The sequence below is a fragment of the Micromonospora sp. CA-240977 genome, assembly GCF_050942285.1.
GTDB lineage: Bacteria > Actinomycetota > Actinomycetes > Mycobacteriales > Micromonosporaceae > Micromonospora.
In genome coordinates this window covers 3219784-3246426 of record NZ_CP192055.1, presented here as the reverse complement: position 1 = coordinate 3246426, position 26643 = coordinate 3219784, and the positions used below count along the sequence as shown (strand labels likewise).

Annotated in this window: 19 protein-coding genes and 1 pseudogene; 11 read left to right on the top strand and 9 right to left on the bottom strand. The window is 71.7% G+C overall.

Annotation, left to right across the window (positions count from 1 at the left end; translation table 11 throughout):
• Position 1 precedes the first annotated feature (1 nt).
• Positions 2–3181 (bottom strand): BTAD domain-containing putative transcriptional regulator, encoded by a 3180-nt coding sequence (locus ACQPWW_RS14810; protein WP_433133061.1) that lies wholly within the window; start codon positions 3179–3181, stop codon positions 2–4.
• A 112-nt stretch (positions 3182–3293) separates the two neighbouring features.
• Between ACQPWW_RS14810 and ACQPWW_RS14805 the strand changes: the two genes are divergently transcribed.
• The 6 genes from ACQPWW_RS14805 (at position 3294) to ACQPWW_RS14780 (ending at position 10319) form a co-directional block, all read left to right on the top strand.
• A complete protein-coding gene (locus ACQPWW_RS14805) occupies positions 3294–4127 on the top strand; it encodes an ABC transporter ATP-binding protein (RefSeq protein WP_433133059.1) in 834 nt (277 codons plus the stop codon).
• A 32-nt stretch (positions 4128–4159) separates the two neighbouring features.
• Positions 4160–5143, top strand: a complete 984-nt coding sequence (locus ACQPWW_RS14800) for an ABC transporter substrate-binding protein (protein WP_433133057.1) — start codon at positions 4160–4162, stop codon at positions 5141–5143.
• 5 nt (positions 5144–5148) lie between these two features.
• Complete coding sequence (locus tag ACQPWW_RS14795) at positions 5149–7251, top strand: iron ABC transporter permease (protein WP_433134353.1); 2103 nt, start codon at positions 5149–5151, stop codon at positions 7249–7251.
• 27 nt (positions 7252–7278) lie between these two features.
• On the top strand, positions 7279–8184 hold the full coding sequence (locus tag ACQPWW_RS14790) for a siderophore-interacting protein (protein ID WP_433133055.1): 906 nt from the start codon (positions 7279–7281) through the stop codon (positions 8182–8184).
• A 170-nt stretch (positions 8185–8354) separates the two neighbouring features.
• Complete coding sequence (locus ACQPWW_RS14785) at positions 8355–9815, top strand: SDR family NAD(P)-dependent oxidoreductase (protein ID WP_433133053.1); 1461 nt, start codon at positions 8355–8357, stop codon at positions 9813–9815.
• Positions 9816–9842: 27 nt separating this feature from the next.
• Positions 9843–10319: a heme-degrading domain-containing protein gene (locus ACQPWW_RS14780; RefSeq protein WP_433133051.1), complete on the top strand. Its 477-nt coding sequence runs from the start codon at positions 9843–9845 to the stop codon at positions 10317–10319.
• A 12-nt stretch (positions 10320–10331) separates the two neighbouring features.
• Here the strand turns inward: ACQPWW_RS14780 and ACQPWW_RS14775 are convergent, their stop codons facing one another.
• On the bottom strand, positions 10332–11708 hold the full coding sequence (locus tag ACQPWW_RS14775; RefSeq protein ID WP_433133049.1) for an FAD-dependent oxidoreductase: 1377 nt from the start codon (positions 11706–11708) through the stop codon (positions 10332–10334).
• 179 nt (positions 11709–11887) lie between these two features.
• Here ACQPWW_RS14775 and ACQPWW_RS14770 point away from each other — a divergent pair, with 179 nt between their 5' ends.
• Together ACQPWW_RS14770 and ACQPWW_RS14765 are read left to right on the top strand one after the other, a co-directional pair.
• The gene (locus ACQPWW_RS14770; protein ID WP_433133047.1) at positions 11888–13261 is read left to right on the top strand and encodes a serine hydrolase; all 1374 of its coding nucleotides are present in this window, start codon (positions 11888–11890) and stop codon (positions 13259–13261) included.
• Positions 13262–13358: 97 nt separating this feature from the next.
• Complete coding sequence (locus tag ACQPWW_RS14765) at positions 13359–14687, top strand: alpha/beta hydrolase (RefSeq protein ID WP_433133045.1); 1329 nt, start codon at positions 13359–13361, stop codon at positions 14685–14687.
• Between the two features lie 27 nt (positions 14688–14714).
• Here the strand turns inward: ACQPWW_RS14765 and ACQPWW_RS14760 are convergent, their stop codons facing one another.
• Positions 14715–15941 (bottom strand): MFS transporter, encoded by a 1227-nt coding sequence (locus ACQPWW_RS14760; protein ID WP_433133043.1) that lies wholly within the window; start codon positions 15939–15941, stop codon positions 14715–14717.
• Between the two features lie 41 nt (positions 15942–15982).
• Between ACQPWW_RS14760 and ACQPWW_RS14755 the strand changes: the two genes are divergently transcribed.
• Complete coding sequence (locus ACQPWW_RS14755) at positions 15983–17077, top strand: ROK family protein (protein WP_433133041.1); 1095 nt, start codon at positions 15983–15985, stop codon at positions 17075–17077.
• Positions 17078–17141: 64 nt separating this feature from the next.
• Here ACQPWW_RS14755 and ACQPWW_RS14750 read toward each other — a convergent pair whose 3' ends face one another.
• Together ACQPWW_RS14750 and ACQPWW_RS14745 are read right to left on the bottom strand one after the other, a co-directional pair.
• Complete coding sequence (locus ACQPWW_RS14750; RefSeq protein WP_433133039.1) at positions 17142–17582, bottom strand: hypothetical protein; 441 nt, start codon at positions 17580–17582, stop codon at positions 17142–17144.
• 9 nt (positions 17583–17591) lie between these two features.
• The gene (locus tag ACQPWW_RS14745; protein WP_433133037.1) at positions 17592–17981 is read right to left on the bottom strand and encodes a hypothetical protein; all 390 of its coding nucleotides are present in this window, start codon (positions 17979–17981) and stop codon (positions 17592–17594) included.
• A gap of 170 nt (positions 17982–18151) precedes the next feature.
• Between ACQPWW_RS14745 and ACQPWW_RS14740 the strand changes: the two genes are divergently transcribed.
• Entirely contained in the window at positions 18152–18697 is a 546-nt protein-coding gene (locus tag ACQPWW_RS14740) for a GNAT family N-acetyltransferase (protein WP_433133035.1), read from the top strand.
• A gap of 33 nt (positions 18698–18730) precedes the next feature.
• Here ACQPWW_RS14740 and ACQPWW_RS14735 read toward each other — a convergent pair whose 3' ends face one another.
• Complete coding sequence (locus ACQPWW_RS14735; protein WP_433133033.1) at positions 18731–19114, bottom strand: MerR family transcriptional regulator; 384 nt, start codon at positions 19112–19114, stop codon at positions 18731–18733.
• Between the two features lie 113 nt (positions 19115–19227).
• Between ACQPWW_RS14735 and ACQPWW_RS14730 the strand changes: the two genes are divergently transcribed.
• Entirely contained in the window at positions 19228–19935 is a 708-nt protein-coding gene (locus tag ACQPWW_RS14730) for an SDR family oxidoreductase (protein WP_433133031.1), read from the top strand.
• A 195-nt stretch (positions 19936–20130) separates the two neighbouring features.
• Here ACQPWW_RS14730 and ACQPWW_RS14725 read toward each other — a convergent pair whose 3' ends face one another.
• From ACQPWW_RS14725 to ACQPWW_RS14715, 3 genes and pseudogenes are all read right to left on the bottom strand, one after another.
• Positions 20131–21108 (bottom strand): hypothetical protein, encoded by a 978-nt coding sequence (locus ACQPWW_RS14725; protein ID WP_433133029.1) that lies wholly within the window; start codon positions 21106–21108, stop codon positions 20131–20133.
• Positions 21109–21446: 338 nt separating this feature from the next.
• Positions 21447–22559: pseudogene (locus tag ACQPWW_RS14720) on the bottom strand (OmpL47-type beta-barrel domain-containing protein); the annotation flags it as partial.
• A 119-nt stretch (positions 22560–22678) separates the two neighbouring features.
• The gene (locus ACQPWW_RS14715; RefSeq protein ID WP_433133027.1) at positions 22679–26623 is read right to left on the bottom strand and encodes a ThuA domain-containing protein; all 3945 of its coding nucleotides are present in this window, start codon (positions 26621–26623) and stop codon (positions 22679–22681) included.
• Positions 26624–26643: the final 20 nt, after the last annotated feature.

The window sequence follows — 26643 nt, the reverse complement described above, 5'->3', positions numbered from 1 at the left end:
GCTACGCGAGCAGGTCGTCCATCAGCTCGCGGATCCGGCTGACGGCCGCGGCGGGCGGCCGCTCGCGCCACGCGGCCAGCAACGGCTCACGCCGCTCCTCGTCCCCGAGGATGGCGCTGAGCCGTTCGCCGTTTCCGGACGGGAAGAACATCTCGATCTGGGTGCCGATCCGCTTCGCGAGTACGGACAGTTCGCGGGCGGTGTCGACGTCACCGCGGTGCGCCGCGAGCTCGGCGCCACCCGACGCCCACGCCCCGATCACCGGCAGGTCCCGTGAGGCCAGCGCGTCGTCGCGGGCGAGCGACAGCATCGCGGCCGCCTGGACCGTGGCGTCGTGCCCCGGCACCCGTCCAGTCTGGGCCACCCGTAGGTAGATGATCGCCGCCGTGGCCCGGAGCATCACACGCGGCTGTGGCTGCGGCCCGACCCAGCCGGCGAGGATACGCATCACCTCGTCGGCGTGGGCCAGCGTCTCGTCGTACCGGTCGCGCTGCCAGGCGAGGTGCGCGAGGCCGAGCAGCGCCTGCGCGGCGTCGATCTGCTCGGCCTGGCCCAGTGCGGCCGTCTCGCCCAGTCGCCGCTCCGCCTCCGCGTCGCCGCTGAGGGCGAGTTGAACGTCCAGCCGGACCCGGATCGACCGTGCGTCCTGCGTGGCGCCCACCAACTCCATGTGCTGAACGCTGCGCCTCAGCCACTCGGCCGACCGGGCATCACCGCCCGGGACCAGGAACTGCCCGACGGCACCCGCCGCCATCGCCATGCCCCAGTGGTCGCCAGCGGCCTCGAAGCGGTGGTACGCCTGCTCGGCGTCGCTGATCGACGCCTCCGGCAGGCCGCCGTTCTCCCGTACCGCCGCGCGCGCGAACAGGCCAAGCCCCTGCACGTACGGGTCCGGGTGCGCGACCATCTCGGTCGCGCTCTTCAGGCTCTGCTCCAGGTCGGACACGTCGAAGCCGGGCAGCGCCGACGCGAGAGCGGTCAGCCGGGGCGACACCTCGCCGGGACGTTCGGCCAGGACCGTCCGCAGCGCCCGCCGGGCGAGCACGGCGGGCCGCAGATCCGCGCTGACGCCGGAGTTGACGCTGATCACCACGCACGTCCAGGCCAGCCGGTCGGCATTGGGCAGTGGCCGGCCGCTGGCCGCTCCGCGCAGGATCGCCGACCGCGGCCGTCGCTGCGGGTCGTCGATGTGCAGCAGCCCGCGCGCCCAGGCCAGGACCTCGAGGTGCAGGCCACGCACCGACCAGAGGTGGAACAGCGCGGTGGCCACGTCGACGGCGGCGGGCTCGTCGTCCGTTCCCAGCGCCCACCGCAGGCCCGCGACCAGGTTGTCCTGCTCGGCGGCGCAACGGTGCAGCGCCTCGATCTGGCCGGGGCCGATGAAGCGGCCGGCCAGTGCGACAGCCTGCTCCCGCGCCCACCTGACCAGGCCGGCCATGGCCTGGTCCCGGGCGCCGCTCGCGTCCAGCCGGGCCTCGCCGTACTCACGGACCGTTTCGAGCATCCGGTAGCGCGGCGGGCCGTCCCCCTCGACCAGGGTCAACAGGGACTGCTCAACGAGTGTCGCCAGGCCGCGACGGACGTCCGGGCGCTGGGCGACAGCGGCGGCGAGGTCCGCGGTGAACGGCGCGGGGATGACCGCGACCCGCTGGAGCAGGTCACGGTCGGCCTCGGCGAGCAGTTCCCTGCTCCAGTCGACCATCGCCCACAGGCTCGCGTGCCGTTCCGGCAGGCCGCGCAGGGCGTCGTCGAGCAGCGCGAACCGATCGGTGAGCCCGGCGAGCACGTCGTCGAGGGGCATGTGCCGCAGTCGCGCGGCGGCCAGTTCGAGGGCCAGCGGCAGGTTGTCGAGCCGGTGGCAGAGCGCGAGCGCGCGAGTGGTGTCCCAGGTCGGCACCGCGCCGCCGGCCCGCGCCCGGGACTCGATCAGCCCGAGCGCGTCGGCGTCCGGCAACGCGGTCAGCCGGTGCACCAGTTCGCCGACCAGGCCCAGCGGGGCGCGGCTCGTGGCGAGCACCGCGACCTCCGGCGAGGCCGCCGCGACCAGATCCGCGACGACGACGGCCACCGCGTCGAGCACGTGCTCGCAGTTGTCCAGCACGACCAGCCCGTCCAGGTCCGGTGCGACGGCGCGCAGCCGTTCCTCGGGGCTGAGGACCCGCCGCTCCAGACCCAGGTTGCCGCCGGTCGCCGTGGTGTCCGCACCGCCGAGCGCGGCGAGCACCGTGGGCAGCACCTCGTCGGGCGAGCGCAGCCCGGCGAGTTCGATCACGCGGACCGCCTGCCCGGCCGCGGCCGTGCGCCTCGCCACCTCGGCGGCGAGCCGGGTCTTGCCCGCCCCGCCGGTCGCCACGACTGTCACGACGGGTGCCTCGGTGAGCGCGCCGGTGACGGCCGCGACGTCCCGCTCCCGCCCGACGAGGGCGGCCATGGGACGACGCCAGGCGGCGGGCAGCGTGATCCGCGCCGGTGGCCGGGGCGGCGTCGCGACGGGCGGGGCGCTGAGCTCACCGCGCAGCAACGCCAGGTGGACTGTCGTGATCACGGGTGACGGATCGCTGCCGTACCGGTCGGCCAGGTCGGCGCGGAGTCGCTCGACCAGCTCCAGCGCCTCCGCCTCGCGCCCCTGGGCGGCGAGCACCCGGACGAGCAGGGCGGCCGAGGGCTCGTCCGGCGGCGTACGCGCGACGAGCCGGCCCAGGTCGACCTCGTCGAACGGGCCCACACCGGCGAGTGCCGCCTGCGCGCGCAGCGCCGTGACATCCGCGAACAGGCGGGTGTCCTCGCTGTTCAGCAGCTCCGGAACCGCCGGGAACAGGGCGCGCGCCTGGTCGGCAAGGCTGCGGGCGGCACGGACGTCGCCACAGTGGAACGAGGTCCGGGCCCGATCGACGAGCGCCCCCGCCTCGACCGCGTCGACGGTGACCTCCTCGGCGGGCAGCCGGTATCCGCCCGGCACGGCGACCACGGGCAGCCCGAGGCGACGCACCCGGGACACGAGTGCCTGGACGGCGCCGGTCGCGTCGTCGGGCGGCGTGCCGTCCCACACGGCGTCCACGAGCAGGCTCGTGGAGACCGCCCGCCCCCGCGCGTCGACGAGCGCGCGGAGCACCGCCGCGAGCCGTTCACCCCGGACGGGCTGGCCGTTGACCGCGAGTGGGCCGAGGGTGGCGATGTGCACGGACCCAGCATCCCCTACCGGCGCACGGACCCGACGACCACCGGTCCGTCGGGCCGGTCCCGGCCCGCGGCCGGCTTGACAGGCCGTCATTTGGTTAGGTTAGCCTAACCTCATGCAGAACGAGTTGGCGTCGGCCAACGGGGGGCGCAGCCTGTCCGGCGTCGATCTCCGTCTGGGCTACCACGGTGTGCCGGTGGTGCACGGCGCCGTGATCGCCCTCCGCGCGGGCGCCGTGACAGCGCTCGTCGGACCCAATGGCAGCGGCAAGTCCACGCTGCTGCGGGCGCTGGCCCGGCTGCACCCCATCGAGGCCGGACTGGTTCACCTCGCCGACGGCGTCGAAGCCGCCACCCTCCCGGCCCGGGACTTCGCCCGCCGGGTCACCCTGCTCGCCCAGAGCAGGCCGGTGCCCAGCGGCGTCACCGTCCGTGACGTCGTGGGGTACGGCCGCCACCCCTACCGGGGGCGCTGGCGCGCGGAGGACCCGCACGGTCCCGCCGCGATCGCCCGCGCCATGGACGTCACCGGCGTCGCGACGATGGCCGATCGCCCCGTCGACGAACTCTCCGGAGGCGAGTTGCAGCGCGTGTGGCTGGCCACCTGCCTGGCCCAGGACACCCCGGTGCTGCTTCTCGACGAGCCCACCACGTTCCTCGACCTGCGCTACCAGGTGGAGATCCTCGACCTCGTCCGGGACCTCGCGAACGATCACGACGTCGCCGTCGGCGTCGTGCTGCACGACCTCAACCAGGCAGCCGCCGTGGCGGACGAGGTCGTCCTGTTGCACCAGGGCCGGGTCCGCGCCACCGGCGCCCCGGCCGCGGTCTTCACCGAGGACGCCCTCACCGAGACCTACGGGATTCGCATCGAGGTGACCACCGATCCGGTCAGCGGACTGGTCACCACCCGCCCGGTCGGGCGGCACCCGATCCGCGCCCTGGTCTGAACACCCCTCATCCTCAGCAGAGAAAGACCGTCATGACCCGTACCCGTTTCACCGCCCTCATCGCCGTCGTGGCCGCGCTGACGCTCGGCGCCTGCGGCACCACCGAGAACGCCGCGGCCCCGGCGACCACCGCCTCGGCGGCCGGCGGCCCGGTCACCCTCACCGACGGCCGGGGCAAGGAGGTCACCCTCAAGGCCCCGGCGACAAAGGTCGTGGGGCTGGAGTGGGGCGAGGTCGAGATGCTCGTCAGCCTCGGCGTCATGCCCGTCGGCGTCGCCGACCCGAAGGGATACGGCACCTGGGTCACCGCCGCGAAGCTCGACCCGAGCGTCAAGGACGTCGGCACTCGCGGCGAGCCCAGCGTCGACTCGATCGTCGCCCTGCAACCGGACCTCGTCGTGATGGAGGACGACCGGGGCGCCAACCTGGTCAGTCAGCTGGAGAAGTACGTCCCCGTCGTGGTCGCCAGGGGCAGTGACGCCACCGACAACCTCGGTCGGATGCGCGCGGACCTCACCATGATCGCGAAGGCCGTCGGTAGGACCACGGCGGCGGAGAAGCTGCTCACCGACTTCGACGCGGCCATCGCCGACGGGAAGAAGAAGATCGCCGACGCGGGGGCCGCCGGCCGACCGTTCGCCATCGCCGACGGCTGGAAGGAGGGCAGCACCGTCAGCATCCGGATGTTCGGCAAGGGCGCGCTCGTCTCCCAGATCGGCATCCAGCTCGGTCTCACCAACGCCTGGACCGGCAAGACCGACGAGGTGTGGGGCCTCGGCCAGACCGACGTCGAGGGCATGACGGTGCTCAAGGATCCCCACCTGCGCCTCTTCTACAGCGCCTCCGACGGCGACGACGTGTTCGCCGACGGTCTCGCCGGAAACGCCATCTGGAAGGCGCTGCCCTTCGTCCGCCAGGGCAACCTGCACAAGATGCCAAACGGCATCTGGACCTTCGGCGGACCGCTGTCCGGCAAGCAGTACATCGACGAGCTCGTGAAGACGTACGCGGTGTGAGCGTGCTGAGCGCACCCCCACGCCCGGAGCCGGCCACCACCCGGCCGGTTCCGGGCGGACGCCCGGCCGCGCCCCGCGTCGCCGTCGTCTTCGTCGCCGCGACCCTGCTGCTGCTCGTGGTCGGCGCGGTCCACCTCACCCAGGGCACCTCCCACGTCGGCGCGCTGGACCTGCTGCGGCTCGCGACCGGGACCGACGACGAGGCGGCCCGCGTCCTGATCGCCGCCCGGCTGCCCCGGCTGCTCGCGGGGCTGGCCATCGGCGTCGCGCTCGGGTTCGCCGGAGCAGCGTTGCAGTCGATCGCCCGTAATCCACTCGCCTCGCCCGACACCCTCGCCGTCAACGCGGGCGCCCACCTGGCGATCGTCGCGGTGGCCGCGTTCGGCGTCTCGCTGCCCGCGCTGCCCGCCGGCGGCCTCGCCTTTTGCGGAGGGTTGGCCGCCGCCGGCCTGGTGATGGCGATGTCATCCGGCGGGCAGTCCGGCACCACCCGCCTCATCCTCGCCGGCTCGGCGACCGCCCTGGCGCTCGGGTCGGTGACCACCCTGCTGCTGCTCCTGTTCGAGCAGGCCACCATCGGCCTGTTCGCCTGGGGGAACGGCTCGCTGGTGCAGAGCGACCTGACCGCGCTGACCCAACTGGCCCCAGTGATCGTCGGCGCCATCGTCGTGCTGGTCCTGCTGGGGCACCGGCTCGACATCCTCGCCCTCGGCGACGACACCGCCACCGTGCTCGGCCTCGACGTGCGGCGTACCCGACTCACCGTCATGGTGCTGGCCGTGCTGCTGTCCGCCGCGGCCGTCACCCTCACCGGCCCGGTCGGTTTCGTCGGCCTGTGCGCCCCGGTGATCGTCCGGCTGCTCGCCCCCGTGGCGCCGGGGGTGCACCGGCACCGCATCCTGCTGCCGCTGTCGGGCATCGCCGGCGTCGTCATCGTGCTCGGCTCCGACGTGCTGCTGCGCGCGGTGCTGGGTGGTCAGGCCGGCGTCGACATCCCCACCGGCGTGGTCACCACCCTGTTCGGCGCGGCGATCCTCATCTGGCTGGCCCGCCGGCACCGCGACGCGGGCCCCACCCGTCGCCCGCCCGGCGGGCACGCTGCCGTCCGCTCCGCCGCGTTCCACAGCGGCGTCGTCGCCGTCACCGCAGTGGTGACCGTCTGCGCCGTGGCGGTCGGCATGCTGGCCGGCGACACCTGGGTACTGCTGGGTGACGTCGTCAACTGGGTCAACGGCAGCACCGGGCCCGCGTACACCTTCGTGCTGGACCAGCGGTGGCCGCGCGTCGCCGCGGCGGTCCTGGCCGGCGCGGCGCTCGCGGTCGCCGGCACCACAGTGCAGGCGGTCTGCCGCAATCCGCTGGCCGAACCCGGCATCCTCGGCATCACCGCCGGCGCGGGGCTCGGGGCCGTCTCCCTGCTCACCTTCGTGCCACTGGCCGGGGTGTGGGCCGTCTCCGGCGTCGCCGGGCTCGGCGCGATGCTGGCCTTCGCCCTGGTGTACGGCCTGGCCTGGCGCGGCGGGCTGAGTTCCGACCGGCTGGTGCTGATCGGCTTCGGCGCCTGGCAGGGCGGCATGGCGGTCATCACCTACCTGGTCGTCGCCTTCGACCCGTGGAACACCGGCAAGGCGTTGACCTGGCTGTCCGGCTCCACCTACGGGCGCACGCCCGCCCAGCTGCTGCCGGTGGTGATCGCCCTGCTGGTGCTCACCCCGGCCGTCGTCGCCGCGCGTCGCGAACTCGACCTGCTGGCACTGGACGACGACACCCCCCGCGTGCTGGGCGTCCGGCTGGAACGCACCCGACTTGTCGCGCTCGGCGCCGCGGCGCTGCTCACCTCCACAGCGGTCTCGGCCATCGGGGTCATCGGCTTCGTCGGCCTGGTCGCCCCGCACGCCGCACGGGCGCTCGTCGGCGGGCGACACTCACGGGTGCTTCCGGTGGCCGCCCTGCTCGGCGCGGCGCTGGTCAGCATCGCCGACACCCTCGGGCGGACGGTCATCGCTCCGGCCCAGGTCCCCGCCGGCCTGGTCACCGCCATGATCGGCGCCCCGTACTTCGTCTGGCTGCTGTGGCGCTCCCGCGCCATGGCGAACAACCCCCGGTAGATGCCGGCCCGAGCCCGGAGAGGCACCATGACCGAGACCCTGCCCATCGCGCCGTGGCGCGTGTTCACCGTCAGCGTCCGCGCGGTACGCCGACTCAGCCCGTCGTTCACCCGGGTGACCTTCACCGGGGCGGATCTCGACAGGTTCGCCGACAACGGATACGACCAGCGGATCAAGCTGGCGCTGCCGCTGCCCGGCGAGCGCGGGGTGGATCTCCCGCAGGGGGCGGACTGGTACGCGACGTGGCGGGCCCTGCCCGAGCACCGGCGTCCCCCGATCCGTACCTACACCGTGCGGGCGGTCCGACCACACCTGGCCGAGGTCGACGTCGACCTGGTGCTGCACGGTGACGGCGGGCCGGCGACGCGCTGGGCCCGCCGGGTGCGCGCCGGTGACGAGATCGCCCTCGTCGGGCCGGACGCCGGCTACGACGGGGACCACGGCGGGGTCGAGTTCCGACCGGCGGCCGGCAGCACCCTGCTGTTGGCCGGAGACGAGACCGCCGTGCCGGCGATCGCCGGCATCTGCGAGCGACTGCCCCGCGATGCCCGGGGCGTGGTCCTGCTGGAGGTGCCCGACGCCGACGACGTGCTGCCGTTGGCGGCACCCTCGGGCGTCCAGGTGCGCTGGCTGCCCCGGGGCGTCGGGGCCTGCGGCAGTCGGCTGACGCCCGCCGTCGCCGTGGCGGCGGGGGAACTGCTGGTCCCCGGCGCGGCCGGGGCCACCCCGCCGGTCGCGGACGTGGACGTGGACACGGAGATCCTGTGGGAGGTTCCCGAGGAGGTGGCCGCGGCGCCGCTGTACGCGTGGCTGGCCGGGGAGGCCGGCGTCATCCGGAACCTGCGCCGGCACCTGGTGACCGAGCGGGGCCTGGACCGGCGGGCGGTGGCCTTCATGGGCTACTGGCGTCTCGGCCGCGCCGACGCCGCCTGAGGCCCGCCACCGCCACCGAGGCCCGCCACCGCCACCGACGTCCGCCACCGCCACCGAGGCGCGCGGAGCACGCGGGGTGCGGTGCCGACCACATGGTGCGTACAGTTTCGGGTCGGACTTGGGGCGGGCCGGCTGGATCCGGCACGGGATACGGGACGAGACACAGACGCATGACGGTGGACAACATTACCGAAAACGGTCAAGAGGGCATTGACCGAAGCCGGCTGGAGGCCTGCCTCAGCGTCTTCGAGGCGTTGGAGGAGCTGCCCTCCGACCACCCCGACGTGGTGCGGGTGCAGCGGGCCACCGCCCGGCTCTACAAGGTGATCAAGCAGCGGCGGCGGGAGGAGCGGCGCGACGCCATCCTCGCCGCCGACCGCGCCGTGACGGAGGCCACCGCCACCGGCGCCCCGGGGCGGATCGACGACGAGACCCAGGGCATCCCCCTCGCGTCCTCCGCCGCGGGCGAGACGGCGGGCTTCCTGCACAACCCCCGCGGCTGCTACGTGTGCAAGCAGCGCTACCGCGAGGTGGACGCCTTCTACCACCAGCTCTGCCCGTCCTGCGCCGCCCTCAACCGGGAGCGCCGCGACGCCCGTACCGACCTGACCGGCCGGCGCGCGCTGCTCACCGGCGGCCGGGCGAAGATCGGCATGTACATCGCGCTGCGGCTGCTCCGCGACGGTGCGCACACGACGGTGACCACCCGGTTCCCGCACGACGCGGTCCGCCGGTTCGCCGCCATGCCCGACAGCGGGGACTGGCTGCACCGTCTGCGCATCGTCGGCATCGACCTGCGCGACCCCGCCCAGGTGATCGCCCTCGCCGACTCGGTCAGCAGCCAGGGACCCCTGGACATCCTGATCAACAACGCGGCGCAGACCGTCCGCCGCTCCCCCGGGGCGTACGCGCAGCTCATCGCCGCCGAGGCAGCGGCCCTGCCGGACGGTCCGCTGCCGGAGCTGATCACGTTCGCCAAGCCGGACGGCCAGGGCGGCCCGGTGGGCAGCCTGACCGCCGGGCCACAGTCGACGGCGCTCACCCCGCACGCGCTCACCGCGCTGGCACTCACCAGCGGCTCCGCCTCGCCGGAGCGGATCGCCGCGTCCACGGCCATCGACGCCGGAGGTCTCGTGCCCGACCTCGACTCGGTGAACAGCTGGGTCCAGCGGGTGCAGGAGGTGGACCCGGTCGAGCTGCTCGAAGTGCAACTCTGCAACGTCACCGCGCCGTTCGTGCTGGTCAGCCGGCTGCGACCGGCGATGGCCGCCGCGCCGGCCCGCCGCAAGTACGTGGTGAACGTGTCGGCGATGGAGGGCCAGTTCGGCCGCGGCTACAAGGGGCCGGGACACCCGCACACCAACATGGCGAAGGCCGCGCTGAACATGCTGACCCGCACCAGCGCACAGGAGATGCTGACCGACGGCATCCTGATGACAAGCGTCGACACCGGCTGGATCACCGACGAGCGCCCCCACCCGACGAAGATGCGGCTGGCGGACGAGGGGTTCCACGCCCCGTTGGACCTGGTGGACGGCGCGGCCCGGGTGTACGACCCGATCGTCCGCGGCGAGCTGGGCGAGGATCTGTACGGCTGTTTCCTGAAGGACTACGCGCCCTGCGCCTGGTGATCACCCGGTACGACGAGGAGAAGAAGCATGTCAACTGATCGTGAACCGTGGCCGACGCTGGACGAGCTGCTGCGCGAGGAGACCGAGCTGGAGCTCGCGGGTCTGTCCGAGACCGACGCGTACGAGCTGGGGCAGCTCGCCGTCGCCGCCGCCCGGGAGCAGGGGTTGCCGGTCTCGGTGGGGGTGTGGCGGGCCGGTCGTCAGCTGTTCCACTGTGGCCTGCCCGGGTCGACGGCGGACAACGACGGGTGGTTGCGCCGCAAGGGGCGGGTGGTGATGCGGTTCGAGCACTCGTCGCTCTACATGGCCCGGTTGTGCCGGGACAAGCAGGTGACGCTGACCGAGAGGTTCGGCCTGCCGGCCTCCCGCTACGCGGCGGCCGGTGGTGCGGTGCCGCTGCGCGTACGCGGCACCGGCGTGGTGGGCTGGGTCGGCGTGTCCGGGCTTCCGCAGCTGGACGACCACCGTTTCGTCGTCGACGTCCTGCGCAAACTGTCCCGCTAGGGCGGCCGCTCGTCAGCGTGCGCGCTGGTTGGCCCGCAGGGCGCCGAGGAGCACGCCGGGCCTGGCCAGCGTGAGCGGGTGTTGCCGCATGGAGACGACCTCGTTGAACCGTCGCGCGATCGCCACGTCGGTGACGGTCGCGGCGATGATCTGCTGGCTGGCCCAGCTGGTGATCCGGTGTCCGCGCGGGTAGGGACCGTCGACGTGGGGCAGCGCCAGGTCGGCCGAGGTCGACGTCGACCACGCGGCGTCGACGACGATCTTCTGCAACGCGAGGTACTCGCGTGCGGGGGCGGTCAGATCCGGGCCGCCGCGCAGGTACGTCGACAGGCAGGCCGCGTGCAGGGCCGCCGCCGTCATTCCCTGCCCGTACACCGGGTTGAACGACGCGACGGCGTCGCCCACGCTGACGAGCCCGCCGGGGAATCGCCGCAGCGCGTGGAAGTCGCGCCGGCGGCTGTCGGCGTGGTGGTAGGTCTCGACGTCGCCGAGCATCTCCTGGTCGGCGACGTCCCCGAACTCGGGTGGGAACTGCTCCCGTAGGCGGCGGACGAAGTCCTGCGCCGTGCGGCCGGGACGGTTGTCCCCGTAGCCGGCCATCATGGCCATCCACCGGCCGTCCTCGATGGCGAAGAACGCGGCGCCGGCCACGTCGGAGCCCACCTTCGGGGTGTTCAACGCCAGGGCGACAGTCGAGGTCGCGGTCGTGTCCGGGCGGCGGAACAGGGCCGTCGCGTAGTTCAGGTGCACTGTCATCCGCCGGGTGACCGGCCGGTCCCAACCGGCCTCCTCCAGCCAGGCGGACAGTTTGCTCGACCGTCCCATGGCGTCCACCACGAGGTCACCGCTCTCCACGCCGGGCACCCCGGCGACGTCGCAGCGCACGCCGGTGACCACGGCGCCGTCGAACACGAGACCCGTGGCACGGGCGGTGACCGTCTTGACGTTCGGCAGTCGCAGCACCTGCTGGCGGATCAGTCCCTCCAGGAGCGGCCGGCTGCCGGCCAGGCTGTCGGCGTCGTCGGGGACGACGACCCGCAGGCGCCCGTCGAGGTAGTTGCGCCGGGCCGCGGGCGGCGCCTCGACCGCGCCGCGCGCCAGGGCCTCCTCGCGGAAGCCCGGAAACAGGCGCTCGAACTGGAGGAAGCCGCCGGGCAGCAGCGCGTGCAGCTGCGTTCCCTGGGGTACGCCGGGACGCGCGCCGGTCGTCTGCGGGTCGTCCCGGTCGATGATGACGACGCTGTCGGCGTAGTCGGACAGCACGCGAGCGGCCAGCAGGCCGGCGACACTGCCGCCGACCACGACTGCGGTGCCCAGCACCGGGGACGGCTGCTCGGGGGGCCGCACCGCGTTCAGCTCGGCGAAGATCCGGGCGCGGGAGAGGGACATCGTGCTCTCCAAGGGGTATGGACGGTCGGTCGACGTGACGCCCGCAGATCGTCGCACAACCATCCACACAGTGACCCTGCGTGTCTGCAAGGTGACCATCTGTTGTCCAGCGGGCGGGCGTGGACGACGCTCCGGGGCTTGGTTGGCGCGCGTCGATGGGAACTGTCACGATTCCCGGCATGCCCGTTGCGCGTCGTACTCTGCTCGGGGCCGGTCTGGCCGTCGCGACCTCCGCCCTCGCCGGCTGCGGTGACGACGGCGCGCCGAGGTCCGGTCCCGGCGACGGGGTGACCGCGACCGACGCCGCCGGAAACCGGGTGGGCTTCGGCTCGGCCGGTGACAGCACGGCCCCGCCCGGCTCGCCGAGCGCCACCGCGGCACCGGGCGGCGGCGTGCCAGCCGGCCAGGCCCCGTACGCGCGGGATGTGACGACGCTGCTGCGCAAGCACCTGCCCGCCACCCCGCAGACGGTTACCCACAAGGGCTTCCCCGGCGCTGTCGCTGTCGTCCTTGTCGACGGCCGGACGACGGTGCACACCGCGGTCGGGGAGGCGCTGCGCTACGGGGCGGGCCCGAAACTCCTCGCCGCGAGCCAGCGCGTCGCGATGCGCCCCGACTCCATCTTCGACCTGGCCTCGGTGACGAAGGTCTACACGGCCATCCTGCTGCTCCAGCAGGTCGACAAGGGCCGCGTCGACCTGGGCGCCCCGGTCCGCGACTACCTGCCGGCCTTCACCGGAGCCGGCAAGGAACGCGTCACCGTCGAGATGCTGCTCACCCACACCAGCGGTCTCCCCGTCGGCGCCAAGGTCACCGGCCTCAGCGACAACGCGGCCCGCTGGAACGCCGTGCTCAGCACCGGGCTGGTCTCCGGCGCCGTGCCCGGGGACACGTTCCGCTATTCCAGCGTCGGGCTGATGGTCGCCGGCAGGATCGTCGAAAAGGTCACCGGCCAGCGGCTCGACCAGGCGCTCAAGAGCAACCTCACCGGCCCACTGGGCCTGCGTGACACCGGCTTCAATCCCCGCACCTGGTTGTCGGGCACCGCACAGGCCGGCCGGCTCGTCGCCACCGACGCCCGGTCGTCCCGGGGCCTGCTCCGTGGCACCGTCCACGACGACGTCGCCAACCACCTCGGCGGCATCGCCGGGCACGCCGGCATCTTCGCGACCGCCACCGATCTCGCGGTCATCGGGCAACTGCTCCTGAACGGGGGCACCCACCAGGGCAGGCGGATCCTCGCCGCGGCGACCGTGCGGCGGATGCTCACCAACCACAACGCCGGGAAACCCGCCGTCGACCCGGAGCGACCCAACCGGACCGCCGCCCACGGTCTCGGAGTCGTCCTCAACCAGAGCTGGTTCATGGGCCGGCTGGCCTCGGCCCGGACCTTCGGCCACACCGGTTTCGCCGGCCCGTCATTCCTTGTCGACCCCGATCGCAAGCTCGTCCTCGCCCTGCTCACCAACCGCGCGCACCCCAACTGGAGCTGGGCGAATCCCGATCCGGTCCGGGCCGCGGTCGGCGACCTGCTCGCCAGAGAGGTCAGCTGACCGAACGCCGGCGGGAAGGTGTGGACCGCCGATCCCCACCCTGACACGATACTTGCGCCAGCAGTGCACATACTTCGTCTCGCACGGTGGAGGATCGATGCGCACGTCTCGCCGGAGATTGCTGTCCACGGTGGCCGGGGTCGCGCTCGCCGCCAGCCTGTCCGTCGCCCCCGTCGCACGTGCCGCCGAGGCCGCGGCCTCACCGGCGTACCGTCCGGTGGTCTTCGTGCACGGCAGCGCGGGATCCGCCGCGCAGTTCCAGTCCCAGGCCAAACGTCTCACCAGCAACGGCTACCCGATCGACATCATCGAGGCCCACGAGTACGACTCGCCGAACATCGCCACGATCCTGCCCCAGGTGTACGCGGGGCTCGACGCACGGATCTCCCGCCTGCTGGCAGCGACCGGCGCGGACCGGGTCGACCTGCTCGCGCACTCCCTGGGCACCTTCGTCATGCAGGGCTATCTCAACAGCTCACCGGAGCGCGCGGCCCGGGTGGCGCACTACGTCAACCTGGACGGACGCACCGCGACGACTCCGCCGGGCGGGGTGCCCACCCTCGCGATCTGGGGTGAGGGCGACCCGGCCCGCGCCATCGTCGGCGCGACGAACGTGCACCTCCCCGACCAGTCGCACACCCAGACGGTGTCGTCGCCGGAGTCGTTCGAGGAGATCTTCCAATTCCTGCGGGGTCGCGCACCCCACACGACCCGGATCGTGCCCCAACTCCTCGGCACCGCCCGGGTGTCCGGCCGCGCGGTGCTCTTTCCGAGCAACGTGGGCGTCACCGACGCGACGCTGGAGGTCTACCCGGTCGATCCGTTGACCGGCGGGCGGCTGTCGCAGCGACCCACGCACCGGGTGCCGCTGAGCGGCGACGGCGCGTTCGGCCCCTTCCCGGTTCTCGCCACGGCCCGCTACGAGTTCGCGATCGTGCGCGCGGGCGCGGCGACGCACCACTTCTACGTCCAGCCGTTCCGCCGCTCGGACTCGTTCCTGCGCCTGACGACCAGCGTGCCGGGCGAGGGCCTCAGCGGGCTGGTCGACACCAGCGACCGGCACACGGCGCTGACGATCCAGCGCCAGAAGGAGTGGTGGGGCGACCAGGGCGACGCCGGCGACCGTCTCTGGATCAACGGCAGGGATGTCCTGAACGCGGCGAACACGCCACGCGTCAAGAGGACGATCGCCATCTTCGCCTTCGACGACGGCAGCGACGGCGTGACCGAGCTGGCCGCACCGCTGCCGGAGTTCTTCAGCCAGACCTTCATCACCGGCGTGGACCTGTTCATCCCGGCCGCCCCGGCGCACCTCGGCCTCGTCGGGATCACAGTGGGTCAACGCGGCGGCGGTTACGAGGTGGTCAACGTGCCCAACTGGAGGTCGAGCGCCCACCGGGTGACTGTCACCGTCGACGACTTGTGATCGCCCGCCCAGAGCGGTCCGGCCACCTCACCTCGCGACGGTGGCCGGAACCCGCTCCGGCAGGTGTCGCCGGACGGTGAAGCTGACCACTCCCAGGGCCAGCCCGAGGACACCCAGGACGATGCCCACCCGGGCCGGCGCGAGGTAACCGAACCCGGCGGCGATGGCGACGCTGCCCAGGGCCGCGCCCAGGCTGTTCGCGATGTTCATTGCCGACTGGTTGACCGCCGCCCCCATCAACTGCGCTCCCGGGGCGACGGTGATCAGACGCGCCTGCAGGACCGGGCCGAGGTAGAGGCTTGTCGCGCCGACCAGGAACGCGCCCACGAACAGGCCGACCCGGGACGACGCGACGAGACTGAACGCGGCGATGCTCACGATCATCGCGACGAACCCGATGATCATGCTGCGCCACAGGTCGCGGTCCGCGAACCAGCCGCCCAGGGCATTCCCGACGGTCATGCCGAGACCGACCGCGACAAGTGCCCACGGCACCGTCGCGGCGGAGAACCCGGCCACGTCGGTGGTAACCGGCGCGATGTAGGTGTTCACCGCGAAGAACCCGGCGAACCCGACAGCGCCCGTCGCGGCGACCAGCCAGACCTGCGAGGTCCGCAGCGCCCGCAACTCGGCGGCCGGCGAGCCGTCGACAGCGGCGGCGACCTCCGGGACGACCGCCAGCACCGCCAGCAGGGTGAGCACGAAGACGCCGGCGATGACCAGGTAGGCGGCGCGCCAGCCGGCCGTCTGCCCGAGCCGCGTGATGAGGGGTACGCCGACCACGTTGCTCACGGTCAGGCCGCTGAGCACGATGGCGAAACCACGGGCCTCGTTACCGGGGCCCATCAGCGTCGCCGCGAGCAGGCCGGCCGCTCCGAAGTACGCGCCGTGCGGCAGCGCCGCCGCGAACCGCGCCACAAGCACCAGGTCGAAGGTGGGGGCGAGCGCGGACGCGACAGTGCCGGCGGCGAAGAGCACGAGCAGTCCGAGGACGAGCTTCTTGCGGGGCAGGCGCGCGCTCAGCGCGGCGATCAGGGGCGCGCCCACGACCACGCCGAGCGCGTACGCGGTGATCATCCAACCCGCGCGGGCGACCGCGTCCGACGACGACCGGGAGTACTCCGGGGAGAGCAGATCGCGCGCGATGTCGGGCAGCAGGCCCATCGCCACGAACTCGGTCAGGCCGATCGCGACGCCACCCAGTGCCAGGGCGACCAGCGCCGCCATCCGTCGTCCGCTGCTCAACTCGATCACCGAGAAAATTTAGCAACAGCGTTGCGTAATAGGGTGGTGAGATGACTCGCGTCACTGCGGACGTCAACTTCCTCCGCGGCTACAACCAGGCGCTGGTCATCGCCGTGGGCCGTACCGCTCGACGGTTCGAGCGGGCGACAGTGGTCCGGGCCACCGGCCTGACCCCACAGGCGGTTTCCAAGGTCATCGCCCGGCTCAGCGCCGACGGTCTGATCCGTTCCACAGGTGTCCGGCGGCCGGGGGTCGGCAAGCCGGCGGTCGTCTACGAACTCGTCCCCGACAGCCGGTACGCGATCGGCGCCCACGTCGCCCGGCGCACGCTGCGGCTGGTCCTGGTCGACCTGGCCGGCACCGTGCGCCACTCGGCGGTCAGCCCGTTGCCCAGCGACTTCACCCCACAGCAACTCCTCGACGCGCTGCGCGCCGGCATCGACACGATGACCAGCGGCACCGACCTACGGGGCCGACTCACCGGCCTGGGCATCGGCATGATCGGCCCACTGGACCACGCCCACGGGCTGGTTCGCGGCGCCCACGGCCTGCGGCACTGGCACGACGTGCCGCTGCGCGAGATCGCCGAGAAACACCTGGGGCTGCCCGTCCACCTCGACAAGGACGTCACCGCCGGGGTCACCGCCGAAGCCTGGCGACACGGCGCTGCGTTCGGCGACGCGGCGCTCATCATGGTCGAGTCCGGGATCGGCGGGGGTTTCTGGCTGGGCGGCACGGCGCACCGGGGGGCGCACACCAACGCGGGAGAATTCGGCCACACGGTTGTCGACCTGGACGGTCCCCGCTGCGTCTGCGGCCGGCACGGATGCCTGGAGATCGTGCACCAGCACGCCATCGAGGCCGGTGACCTGGCACGCGCGGCCCGCGTCGTGGCGGTGGGCGTCGTCAACCTGCTCCAGACCCTCGACCTCGCGCACGTGGTGTTGGCCGGCGCGGATCTCCTGCGGCACCCGCAGACCTACCTCGCGGCCGTCACCGAGGCCGTCCAGGCGGACGTACGACGCGCGCACTGGCTCACCACGCGGGTGACCCTGTCCGGCCTCGGCGCGGACGCCATCGCCGCCGGTGCCGCGATGCAGATCCTCGACAGGCACTACGGCATCCCGGAGCTTGCCCCGACCTGACCGCGGGCGCCGGCGCGCCGGTGACAGCGCCAGCGGACGCGCGCCGAGAGGTCGGAGCGAGCCGTCAGTATTCAGCGCCGACGCGTTGTAGCACTCCGGAGGGAAAGCCCAGGTGCACGCGCCGCTGAGTCACCCATACCGGCGACTCGTCGTCCGACATGATCGCATCGACATCCCATTCGACGCCCGCGTCGCGAAGCAGGTCTCCGACCGCCGCAACTGTGCGCTCTCCCGCCGACAGCAAATTCGTGAACTCGATCCCGCCGGGATCGAACGAGTCCGGATCATCGTCGAGGCCAAGCGAGACCGACACAAGGGTCACGCGAAGGTCACGTAGCCGAACTTCAACATCGCCGTAGAGCAGGTACATCGGACTTGATTTACGAGCAGGCTCCTCATGGCGGGGCGAACCGAGGCCATCGATGACATCCTGATAGCCCGCACCAGGACGAAGTGGGCCGAAAAAACCGGAAACAATGAAGTCGACGAGGTCAACCGGATGCATTCCTTATCCTCACATCCCCCGAAGCGCACTCAACAAGAATTTGAATTCGATGGCCTTCGGATGCCCCGAGTTCTTCACCGCCAGCTCAAAGCCAGCATTCGCGTGCTTGGCCAACCAGTCCCGAAATTCGGGTGACTGCAGGGCGCCCTCGCCACGCCGCAGAGCGTCCTCGTACACCTTGCGGGGCAGATCTCGCGCCATTCCCGGGTGCACCGGCTTGAGGACAACCGGGTTGGCCGCGTCACCTGTGGGTCGAACCGCGAACTCAACCTTGCCGACATTGAAATGGACGCCCTTATCCAGAAGGTCGGGAGCGATCTTGCCGCCTGCGTCGCGGCCAACCCCCCCCCCCCCCCCCCCCCGTGTCCACGCCAACAAGCCGCACGACGCATCGAACATAGACGCAGGACGAACTTCTATGTCTGATTCAGTCCTAGATCTTCCTGTAAAGGCCACATCAGACGATGGTGCACGGGCGGAACAATCCGGACCTGCCGAAGGCGAGCCGATGCGCCGCTCTCCACCGGGTAACCCATCGCCCCGGGAGCGTCGACATGCTACGAAGGGACGTGCCTGACCCGACAAGCTCCCGCGATGCCACCTCCCTGGAGACTCCGCGGCTGCTGCTGCGGCGCTGGCACAGCGATGATCTGGACGGGTTCGCCGCGGTCAACGCGCAGCCCGAGGTGATGCGTTACATCCATGACGGCCGGACCCTGGACCGGGCCGCGACCGCGGAACGTCTGGCCAACTACCAGCGGCACTGGGACGCACACGGCTTCGGCCTGTACGCGGTGGAGGTCAAAGAGACCGGCGAGCTGGCCGGTTTCACCGGGCTGGCGGTGCCGACCTTCCTGCCGGAGATCATGCCAGCCGTGGAGATCGGCTGGCGGCTCGGCCGCGCCCACTGGGGCCGGGGCCTGGCCACCGAGGCGGCCCAGGCCGTCGTCGCCCACGCGCGTGCCGAACTCGCCCTGCGGCGGCTGGTCAGCATCCACATCGTCGGCAACGAGGCGTCCGCGCGGGTGATGGTCAAGCTGGGCATGTCGCTGGAGCGCGAAACCGTGCAGCCGGACACCGGCCGCCGGGTCCGGGTCTACGCGATGGACCTGTGACAGCCGACATGGTGGGCTGGCCCCGGTGTTCACCTAGGACACGAGGGCGTCGGTGTCCACCCGGCTGCATTCGCTGGCCGGGCTCTCGCTCGAGGCGATGACCGTGTCGAGCCGATCTCTCGCCTGCCGGAGCTGGGCGATCTGCTGATCGATGCGGGCGCGTTCGGCTCTCAGCAGGGCTCGGGACTCCGGGGTGTTGACCTTCGCGTCGACGCAGGGCAGCAGGTCCAGGATCGTCCGGCTGGTCAGGCCCGCGGCGTACAGCATCTGGATCAGGTGCACCCGATCGACAGCGCTGTCCGGGTAGTGGCGCTGGCCGCCGCTGCTCCGGGCGGCCTTCAGGAGCCCCTGCTCCTCGTAGTAGCGCAGGGCCCGCACTGACACCCCGGCCTGCGTGGCCAGTTCACCGATGCGCATGGCACCTCCCCCGTCGGTGACACCAGTCACACAACCTTGTCTCTCACGTCAACGTCAGGTTTTAGCGTAGCTCGGGTACCGCTCGTCCCTGACCTGCCAGGAGGCAACCCATCATGCGGATCACCGATTCCGTCGCGCTGGTCACCGGCGCCAACCGCGGCCTCGGCCGACACTTCGCCGAACAGCTGCTGGAGCGCGGGGCGGCCAAGGTGTACGCCACGGCCCGCAACCCGGAACGGATCGACATTCCCGGGGTCGAGACGCTCCGGTTGGACATCACCGACCCGCGATCCGTCGAGGAGGCGGCGACCATCGCCTCCGACGTCAATCTGTTGATCAACAATGCCGGCATCTCCACCTACACGAACCTGGTCACCGGTGACCTGAGCAAGATCCGGTCCGAGATGGACACCCACTTCTACGGCACCCTGGACATGGTGCGGGCGTTCGCGCCGGTGCTCGGCGCCAACGGCGGCGGAGGCATCCTCAACGTCCTGTCGGCGCTGTCCTGGTTCTCCTACGACGGGGCCAACGCCTACGCCGCGGCGAAGGCAGCCGAGTGGAGCCTGACCAACGGGGTACGGCTGGAGCTGGCCGGCCAGGGGACTCTCGTGACCGGGCTGCACCTGGGCGCCGCCGACACCGACATGATGGCCGGCTACGACGGCGACAAGATGGACCCCGCCGACGTGGTGCGCGCCGCCCTGGACGGCATCGAGGCCGATCGGATCGAAGTCCTCGCCGACGAGTGGAGCGCGTACATCAAGGCGTCCCTGGCCAACGACCCGAGCGCCTTCTACACACCCGGACAAGCAGCGTGACCACTTCTGCTGCGCCGACGAACCCTCCCGGTGCCCGTTGGCCCGCCGTGTCGGATCGCTGATGAGCGGTATACCTCAGAGGTATGAATATGACTCTGAGGTATACCGCTCCCTACCGCGTCCACCCCGGCGGAGGTGACCGACGGTCACCGCCGGCCGCGTCCACAGCCCCGGCCAGGGTCAGCACCTCCTCGTCTAGAGCTTCGCCGCGCCCGCCTCGGTGGCCTCCCGCGCCGCCGAGGCACGGCGGGCCTCGGCCCGCTCGTCGACGGTGTCCGCGCGGACCGGGCCAGCCGCCCGGGCCATCCGGTTGGTGGCCGGGTCCGCCTGGTCACCGCTCACGCCGCCGCGGATCCGGTTGTTCGCGGCCACCTGGGCGGCCGGGTCGTTGCCCGTCACCGTCAACTGACCGTTGATGATGTTGTCGTCGACGCTGACACCGCCTGTGGTGTTGGTGACGCTGACGTCAGTGCCCCAGTAACCGCCGGACGCGCAGCTGTCGAGGGTGCCGTTCGGGCCGAGCTGCACCCCACCCAGGTTGCCGGCGAAGGTGGCCTTGCCGCGAACCGCGCTGCCGCACACCACGCTGCCGGTGGCGCTGTTCAGCACCGACAGCGTGCCGTCGACGAACGAGTCGTGCACGTCGGTGTAGTAGGTGCCGGTGCTGCTGACGTTGCGTTGCACCTGGGTGCCCCGGTCGAGCCGGACCTCACCCGCGCCGACGTTGACAGTGCCGACGATCGTCGACCCCTCCACGAACAGGAAGCTGTCGATGGTCGCGGTGCCCTTCGGCCGCACCGTCACGTTGCCGCTGCTGGCGTCCTTGAGGAAGACGCCGTACCCGCCGGCCGCCAACACCACCTGACCGTCGATTGTGGTCTCGGTGGCGTCGAGGTAGCCGTCCGCGGCGACGCGTACCTCACCGCTGACCCGGCCGCCGGCAACCACCAGGTTGGCGCCGGCCGCGACTGTGACGTTGCCGGTGATCGTGGTGCCGGTGAGGGCGCAGGACTCGCCGGCGGGCACCAGCAGGTCGTTGGGCACTGTCACGGCGCCGCCGGTGCCGATGCAGTGGGTGACCAGGTCGGCGTGGGCGGTGGGCGCCACCGCCAGCACCGAGGCGGCGATGACGGCGCTCACGGTGGCCAGCTTGGCGACGGTACGTCCGGGCATCGTTGTACTCCCTGTCGATGAGATTCGAGGACTCATGCGCCGACGTCCGATCGGGCCGCGGCCCGGACGATGGCGCCCTGCTGCCGCCAGTTGAGCGTGCCGCTGGTCACGAGCGCGGCGGTGACCGCCTCGACGTGCCTGACGAAATCGGCGTGGCCGGGGTAGCCGGCGTTTTCGTCGATCAGATCGTTGATGGTGCAGCCGTCGCCGGTGTCGACGTTTGCCACTCCGGTGTCGTCACCGTCGATGACCACAGTGGCCCGGGTGTCCGAGGCGGGACAGCCGTCGGTGCCGTCGGCCACCACCGTGAACGTGGTGGACTGCTCGGTGGCGGCGTTGCCCGCGGTGTCGGTCGCGCGGTACCGCACGGTGTGCGCCCCGACGGTCCGGACGGTGACCGGGCTGGCGTACGCGGTCCAGGCGCCGGTGTCGAGCGCGTACTCGATCGACGCCACACCCGAGCCGTCATCGGTGGCGGTGACAGTGACCGTCGCGCCGCCGACGTACGCGCCGTCGTCGTTCTGGTCACCCGCCACCGTGGCGGCGACAGTGGGTGGGGTGGTGTCCTCGGCCTGCGGCTCGACGACTGTGAAGTGCGACATCTGCTCCGCCGAGGTGTTCCCGGCGACGTCGGTCGCCCGGTAGTGCAGCATGTGCATGCCCACGGTGGTCACCACGATCGGGTTCGTGTACGCGGTGAAGGCTCCCCCGTCCAGCGCGTACTCGATGGTGGCGACGCCGGACCCGGTGTCGGTGGCGGTCAGCGTGGCGGTGGCCGTACCGACGTAGTTGCCGTCGCCGTCGCGGTCGCCGGCCAGCGCGGCCGTGACCTCCGGCGCGGTGGTGTCCTGCTCCCCCGGCTCGACGATCCGGAACGACACCGAGCCGACCGCGCTGGTGTTGCCGGCTTGGTCGGTGGCGCGGAACTGCACCGAGTGGTCGCCGACCGCGGTCACCCGCACCGGCTCGGTGTACGGCTGGAAGCTGGTGTCGTCCACCTGGTACTCGATGCTCTGCACGCCCGAGTCGGCGTCGGTCGCGGTCACTGTCACAGTGGCCGCGCCGAGGTAGTTGCCGTCGCCGTCGCGGTCACCCGAGACGGTGGCGTCGACGGTCGGCGCCGTCGTGTCGCCGCCACCTCCGCCGTCGGTGACCACGAATTCGCCGACCATCTGGCTGTGGCCCGGGATCGAGCAGAAGTAGCGGTACCGACCCGGGGTCAGGTTCACCGTCGCCTGGTGGCGGCCGTCGTTGGCGTCGAACGGGCTGGCCAGGATGTTGATGGTGACGTCGTGGTTGTAACCCTCGCTGCTGGTGTCGAAGGTCAGCGTGTGCGGCATCCCGGTGGTGTTGCCGGTGGCCGCGCTGTTCTCCCAGATGATCGTGGTCGCGCCGGCCACCGCCTGGGTGGGGGCCGACTTGTAGCGGGTCGTGTTGTCGTCGGCGGTCCAGGTCAACACCTGGTCCGCGGCGACGCGTGGGGCGGCGGAGGCGGGCTTCGCGGCCAACGGGATCACCGTGAGCAGGAGCGCCGACAGCGCGGCCGTGAGTCGTCGGGTCATCGTTTCTCCTAGAGTTCCCGCACGCGGATGTTGCGGAACTCGGCCAGGTCGTTGTCACCGTGGTTCTGCAGACCGATGAAGCCGCGGAGGAACTGCCGCAGGTCGGTCGGCGGATCGCCGGCACGGGAGGACTGCTTGCCCGGCGTGTTGTCGAACTCGTTGATCACCACGCCGTTGCGGATCATCGTGTAGTGCTGCCCGACCACGCGGATCTCGTAGTCGTTCCACTCGTTCTTCGGAGTGACGCCGGCCTGGGCGAGCGGCACCGGGTCGAAGTTGTAGACCGAACCGGTCTTCTGCGGCTCACCGGTCTCACCGTCGTAGATCTGGATCTCGTGTCCGCAGTAGATCGCCATCCAGGCCGCGGAGGTCCGGGCCGACCCGACGGTGCCGCAACTGTCCGGTGGTCGCTGCTCCAGGGGGGTTCGCAGGTCCGGGAACCGGATGAAGACGCCGGTGTTGGCCCGCCCGGTGCCGGGGGCGATGTCCTTGAACTGGAGCCGCAGCGAGAAGTCGCCGAGCTCCTTGGTGTGCCAGAGCATGCCGAGGCCGCCGCTGGAACGCAGTGCCCCGTCCGGCTGGATGCTGAACGATCCCGTCGGCGCCTGCTGCCAGCCGAGCAGTGACTCGGCGGTGCCGTCGAAGAGGGGCTCGTAGCCGGTGTGGCCGGTGCGCCCGATCTCGGACGCGGCGGCCAGCCGGGTCAGGGTGCCGCTCTCGCGGGCGTTGAGCAGACCGTCGTCCTCAAGCGCGCGGGTCACCGCTGTCACGTGGCGGACGAAGCTGTTGTGGTCGGCCCAGGTGCTCTCGTCGTCGATCAGGTCGTTGACAGTGCAGCCCTGCCCGACGGTGCGGCTGGGCACGCCGGTGTCCGTGTCGCCGAGCCACACGTTCTGCCTGTCGTCCGGCACCGCGCAGCCCACCGTGACAGTGGTCTGCACCGTCGCCGTCTCACCGTCGGCGTACGTGACCGTCAGTTTCGCGGTGTAGGTGCCGACCTTGGCGTACGTGTGCCGGGGGTTCGCCTCGGTCGACGTGGCGCCGTCGCCGAACTCCCACCGGTGGCTGACGCCGCCGGAGCGCGCGCCGTCGAAGGCGATGGTCAGGGGCTTGTTCTGGACGGCGACGGAGTTCGCCGCCGGTGCCGGGGTGGGCGCGCTGCCGGTGTAGGTGATCCGGATGAGCTTCTGGTTGGGGCTCAGGCTGAAGAAGCCGCCGCCGTAGTCCAGCAGGTAGAGCGCGCCGTCCGGGCCGAACTTGGCGTCCATCCAGCTCTGCAGCCGGGTGTCGCCGTTTCCGCTCGGGATGATGGCGCGCAGCGTCTCGGCGTAGACCGGCGGGGTCGCCGTCGGCACCCCGGCCGGGTCGACGGTGACCGCGACCCGGTTGGCCGCGTTCGACTGGTCGCCGATGAACCACTTCTCGTCCCAGTACGCCGGCCACGCCACTGTGCTGTTCGGGTCGACGCGGTCGCGGTGGTAGGTCGGGCCGGACATGATGGCCTGCCCGCCGCCGCGCAGGTACGGCTGCGTGTAGGTGGCGTCGGCCGCCACGTAGGTGGGCAGGTCGCTGCCGTCGGTGCGCTTCGGGAAGACCGGCCCGCCGCCGTCCGGCGAGTACCAGATCATGTTGTCCCGGGCCGCCGGGATGTCCACCAGCCCGGTGTTGCGCGGGGACTCGTTCTTCAGGTTGTCGCAGTCGTACCAGCCGGTCAGCACCGTCGCGTCGGTGGTGCTGCGGTCCCGGTACGGCTGCCGGTTGCCCATGCAGTAGGGCCAGCCCTGGTTACCGGCCGAGGTGATGATGGTGGCCGTCTCGTACTTGGCCGGGCCGAGGGTGGGGCTGGGCGACGAGGCGTCCGGGCCGACCCAGCCGGCGGTCAGCCACTGGTGCTCCGGGTCGATCTGCAAACGGGCGATGTTGCGCACGCCCATCACGTAGATCTCCGGGCGGGTCTTCTCGGTGCCGGGCGGGAAGAGGTTGCCCTCCGGGATGGTGTACGTGCCGTCCGGCTCGGGGTGAATCCGGATGATCTTACCGGCCAGGTCGTTGGTGTTGCCCGAGGTGCGGCGGGCGTCCTGGAAGGAGATGCCCTGGTACTCCTGGGTCCAGTTGTTACCGGAGTAGCCCTGCGATCCCTCGGAGGAGTTGTTGTCGCCGGAGCCGACGTAGAGGTTGCCCTTGGCGTCGAACGCCATGCCGCCGCCGGCGTGGCAGCAACTGTGGATCTGCACCGGGAACTTCAGCAGGTCCTTGCGGGTGGCCTGGTCGATGGTCTGGGTCGCGCGGTCGTAGGTGAACCGCGAGACGGTGCGCTGCCCGACCCGCTGCACCCGGTCGATCGACTCGTGCGGCATCCAGTAGACGTAGAGCCAGCCGTTCTCGGCGAAGGCGGGGTCGGGCACGATGCCGAGCAGGCCCTCCTCGTTCTTCACCAACTCGGAGCCGCTGCCCCGGTTGCCCATCACCTCCAGGGTGGTGAGCAGCTTCACCTGCCTGGTCCGCGGGTCCCAGGAGTGGATGGTGCCGCAGCCCAGGCCGACCTTCGGGTCGTTCCAGTCCGCGATCGGGCCACTCGGACAGGCCGCCTTGCCGACGTAGAAGACAGTGCCGTCCGGCGCGATGGTGAGCCCGTGCGGCTCGCCGATCTGGTCGAGCTGCCCGGTCTGGTTGGCCGCGGTGAGCCGCTCCACCTTGTAGTTCGCGGCGATCGTGGCCTGGCAGTCGCCGCGGACGCGGCCGGTGGTCCAGTTGAGCGCCCCGGTGAGGTGCGTGCGGAACGCCTCCTCACCGTAGCTGCCCTCGGTGTGGCCCATGCCGGTGTAGAACGAGCGGCCACCCTCGTAGTCCCGGCACCAGGACACCGGGTGGAAGGCGCCGTTGGCGGCCGGCCCCGGGTTGTAGTGCCGCTCCTCGACCTGGGCGAGCGTGTGCACGCTGCCGATCGGGTTCGGGTCCCAGTTCTCCCAGCGGTCGGAGCGGGTGATGGTCAGCGGCAGCGACGCCGTGGCCGGATGTTTCCGGTCCAGGATGTCGACCACCGCGCGGTTGACCGCCGGCGGTTCGGGGGCGGTGGTGCTGCCGGTGAACAGGCGCAGGTCGGCGAGCTGGACCAGCGGTTCGCCGCTGTTCGCCGTGATGTTCAGCCGGTAGCGGGTGAACTCCTGCGGCGTGGCGATGTCGAAGCGGCGGGTCTGGAACCGGTCCGGGAAGCTCTGGCCGGTGCGCCGGTCCAGATCGGACCAGCTCTGCCCGTCGTTGGAACCCTGCAGGGTCCAGTCCTTCGGGTCCCGGCCGGCGGAGTCGTTTGCCGACGTCAACGCGTACCCGGTGATCCGCTTGGGTGCGGCCAGTTGGTAGGCCACCCACCCGGTCGGGGTGCGGACCAGCCACTTGGTGTTGGCGTCGCCGTCGGTCAGCTTCTCCTTGGTCTCGCTCGGCGGGTTCTCGCCGCTGGCGGTCACCCCGGCCACCGGCTCGGCCACCGGGATGGCGCCCGCCGGGCGGGTGCCGATCAGGCCGGTGAACCAGGCCGAGTCGACCTGGGCGCGGGCGGCGTCGGCGATGCCGACGAAGCCGCCGCCGGCCTTCATGTAGCTCTGCAGCGCCGACTCCTGGTCGCGGTTGAGCGCAGCGCCCGTCGCGGAGAGAAAGACCACGCTGCGGTACGCCGACAGCCCGGCCGTGGTGAAGACGGCCGGGTCCGTGGTGGCCGTGACATCGATGTCATTACTGGCGCCAAGCTGCTTGATGGTGTCCACCGCGCGCGAAACCGGGTCCTGCTGCTCGGCCACCGGGCCGTGGAACACGAGGACCGCGGTCCGCGCCGCCTGCGGGGCGGCTGCCGTTCGTGGCGCGGCCGCCGATCCCGGTGCGGCTGCCGCCGTCGATGCCGGGATCAGTGCCGCGAAGGCCGCTATCGCGGCCAGGACTCGTCGTGATTGTCTGGTCATCCCCGTCCCCACTTTCGGTT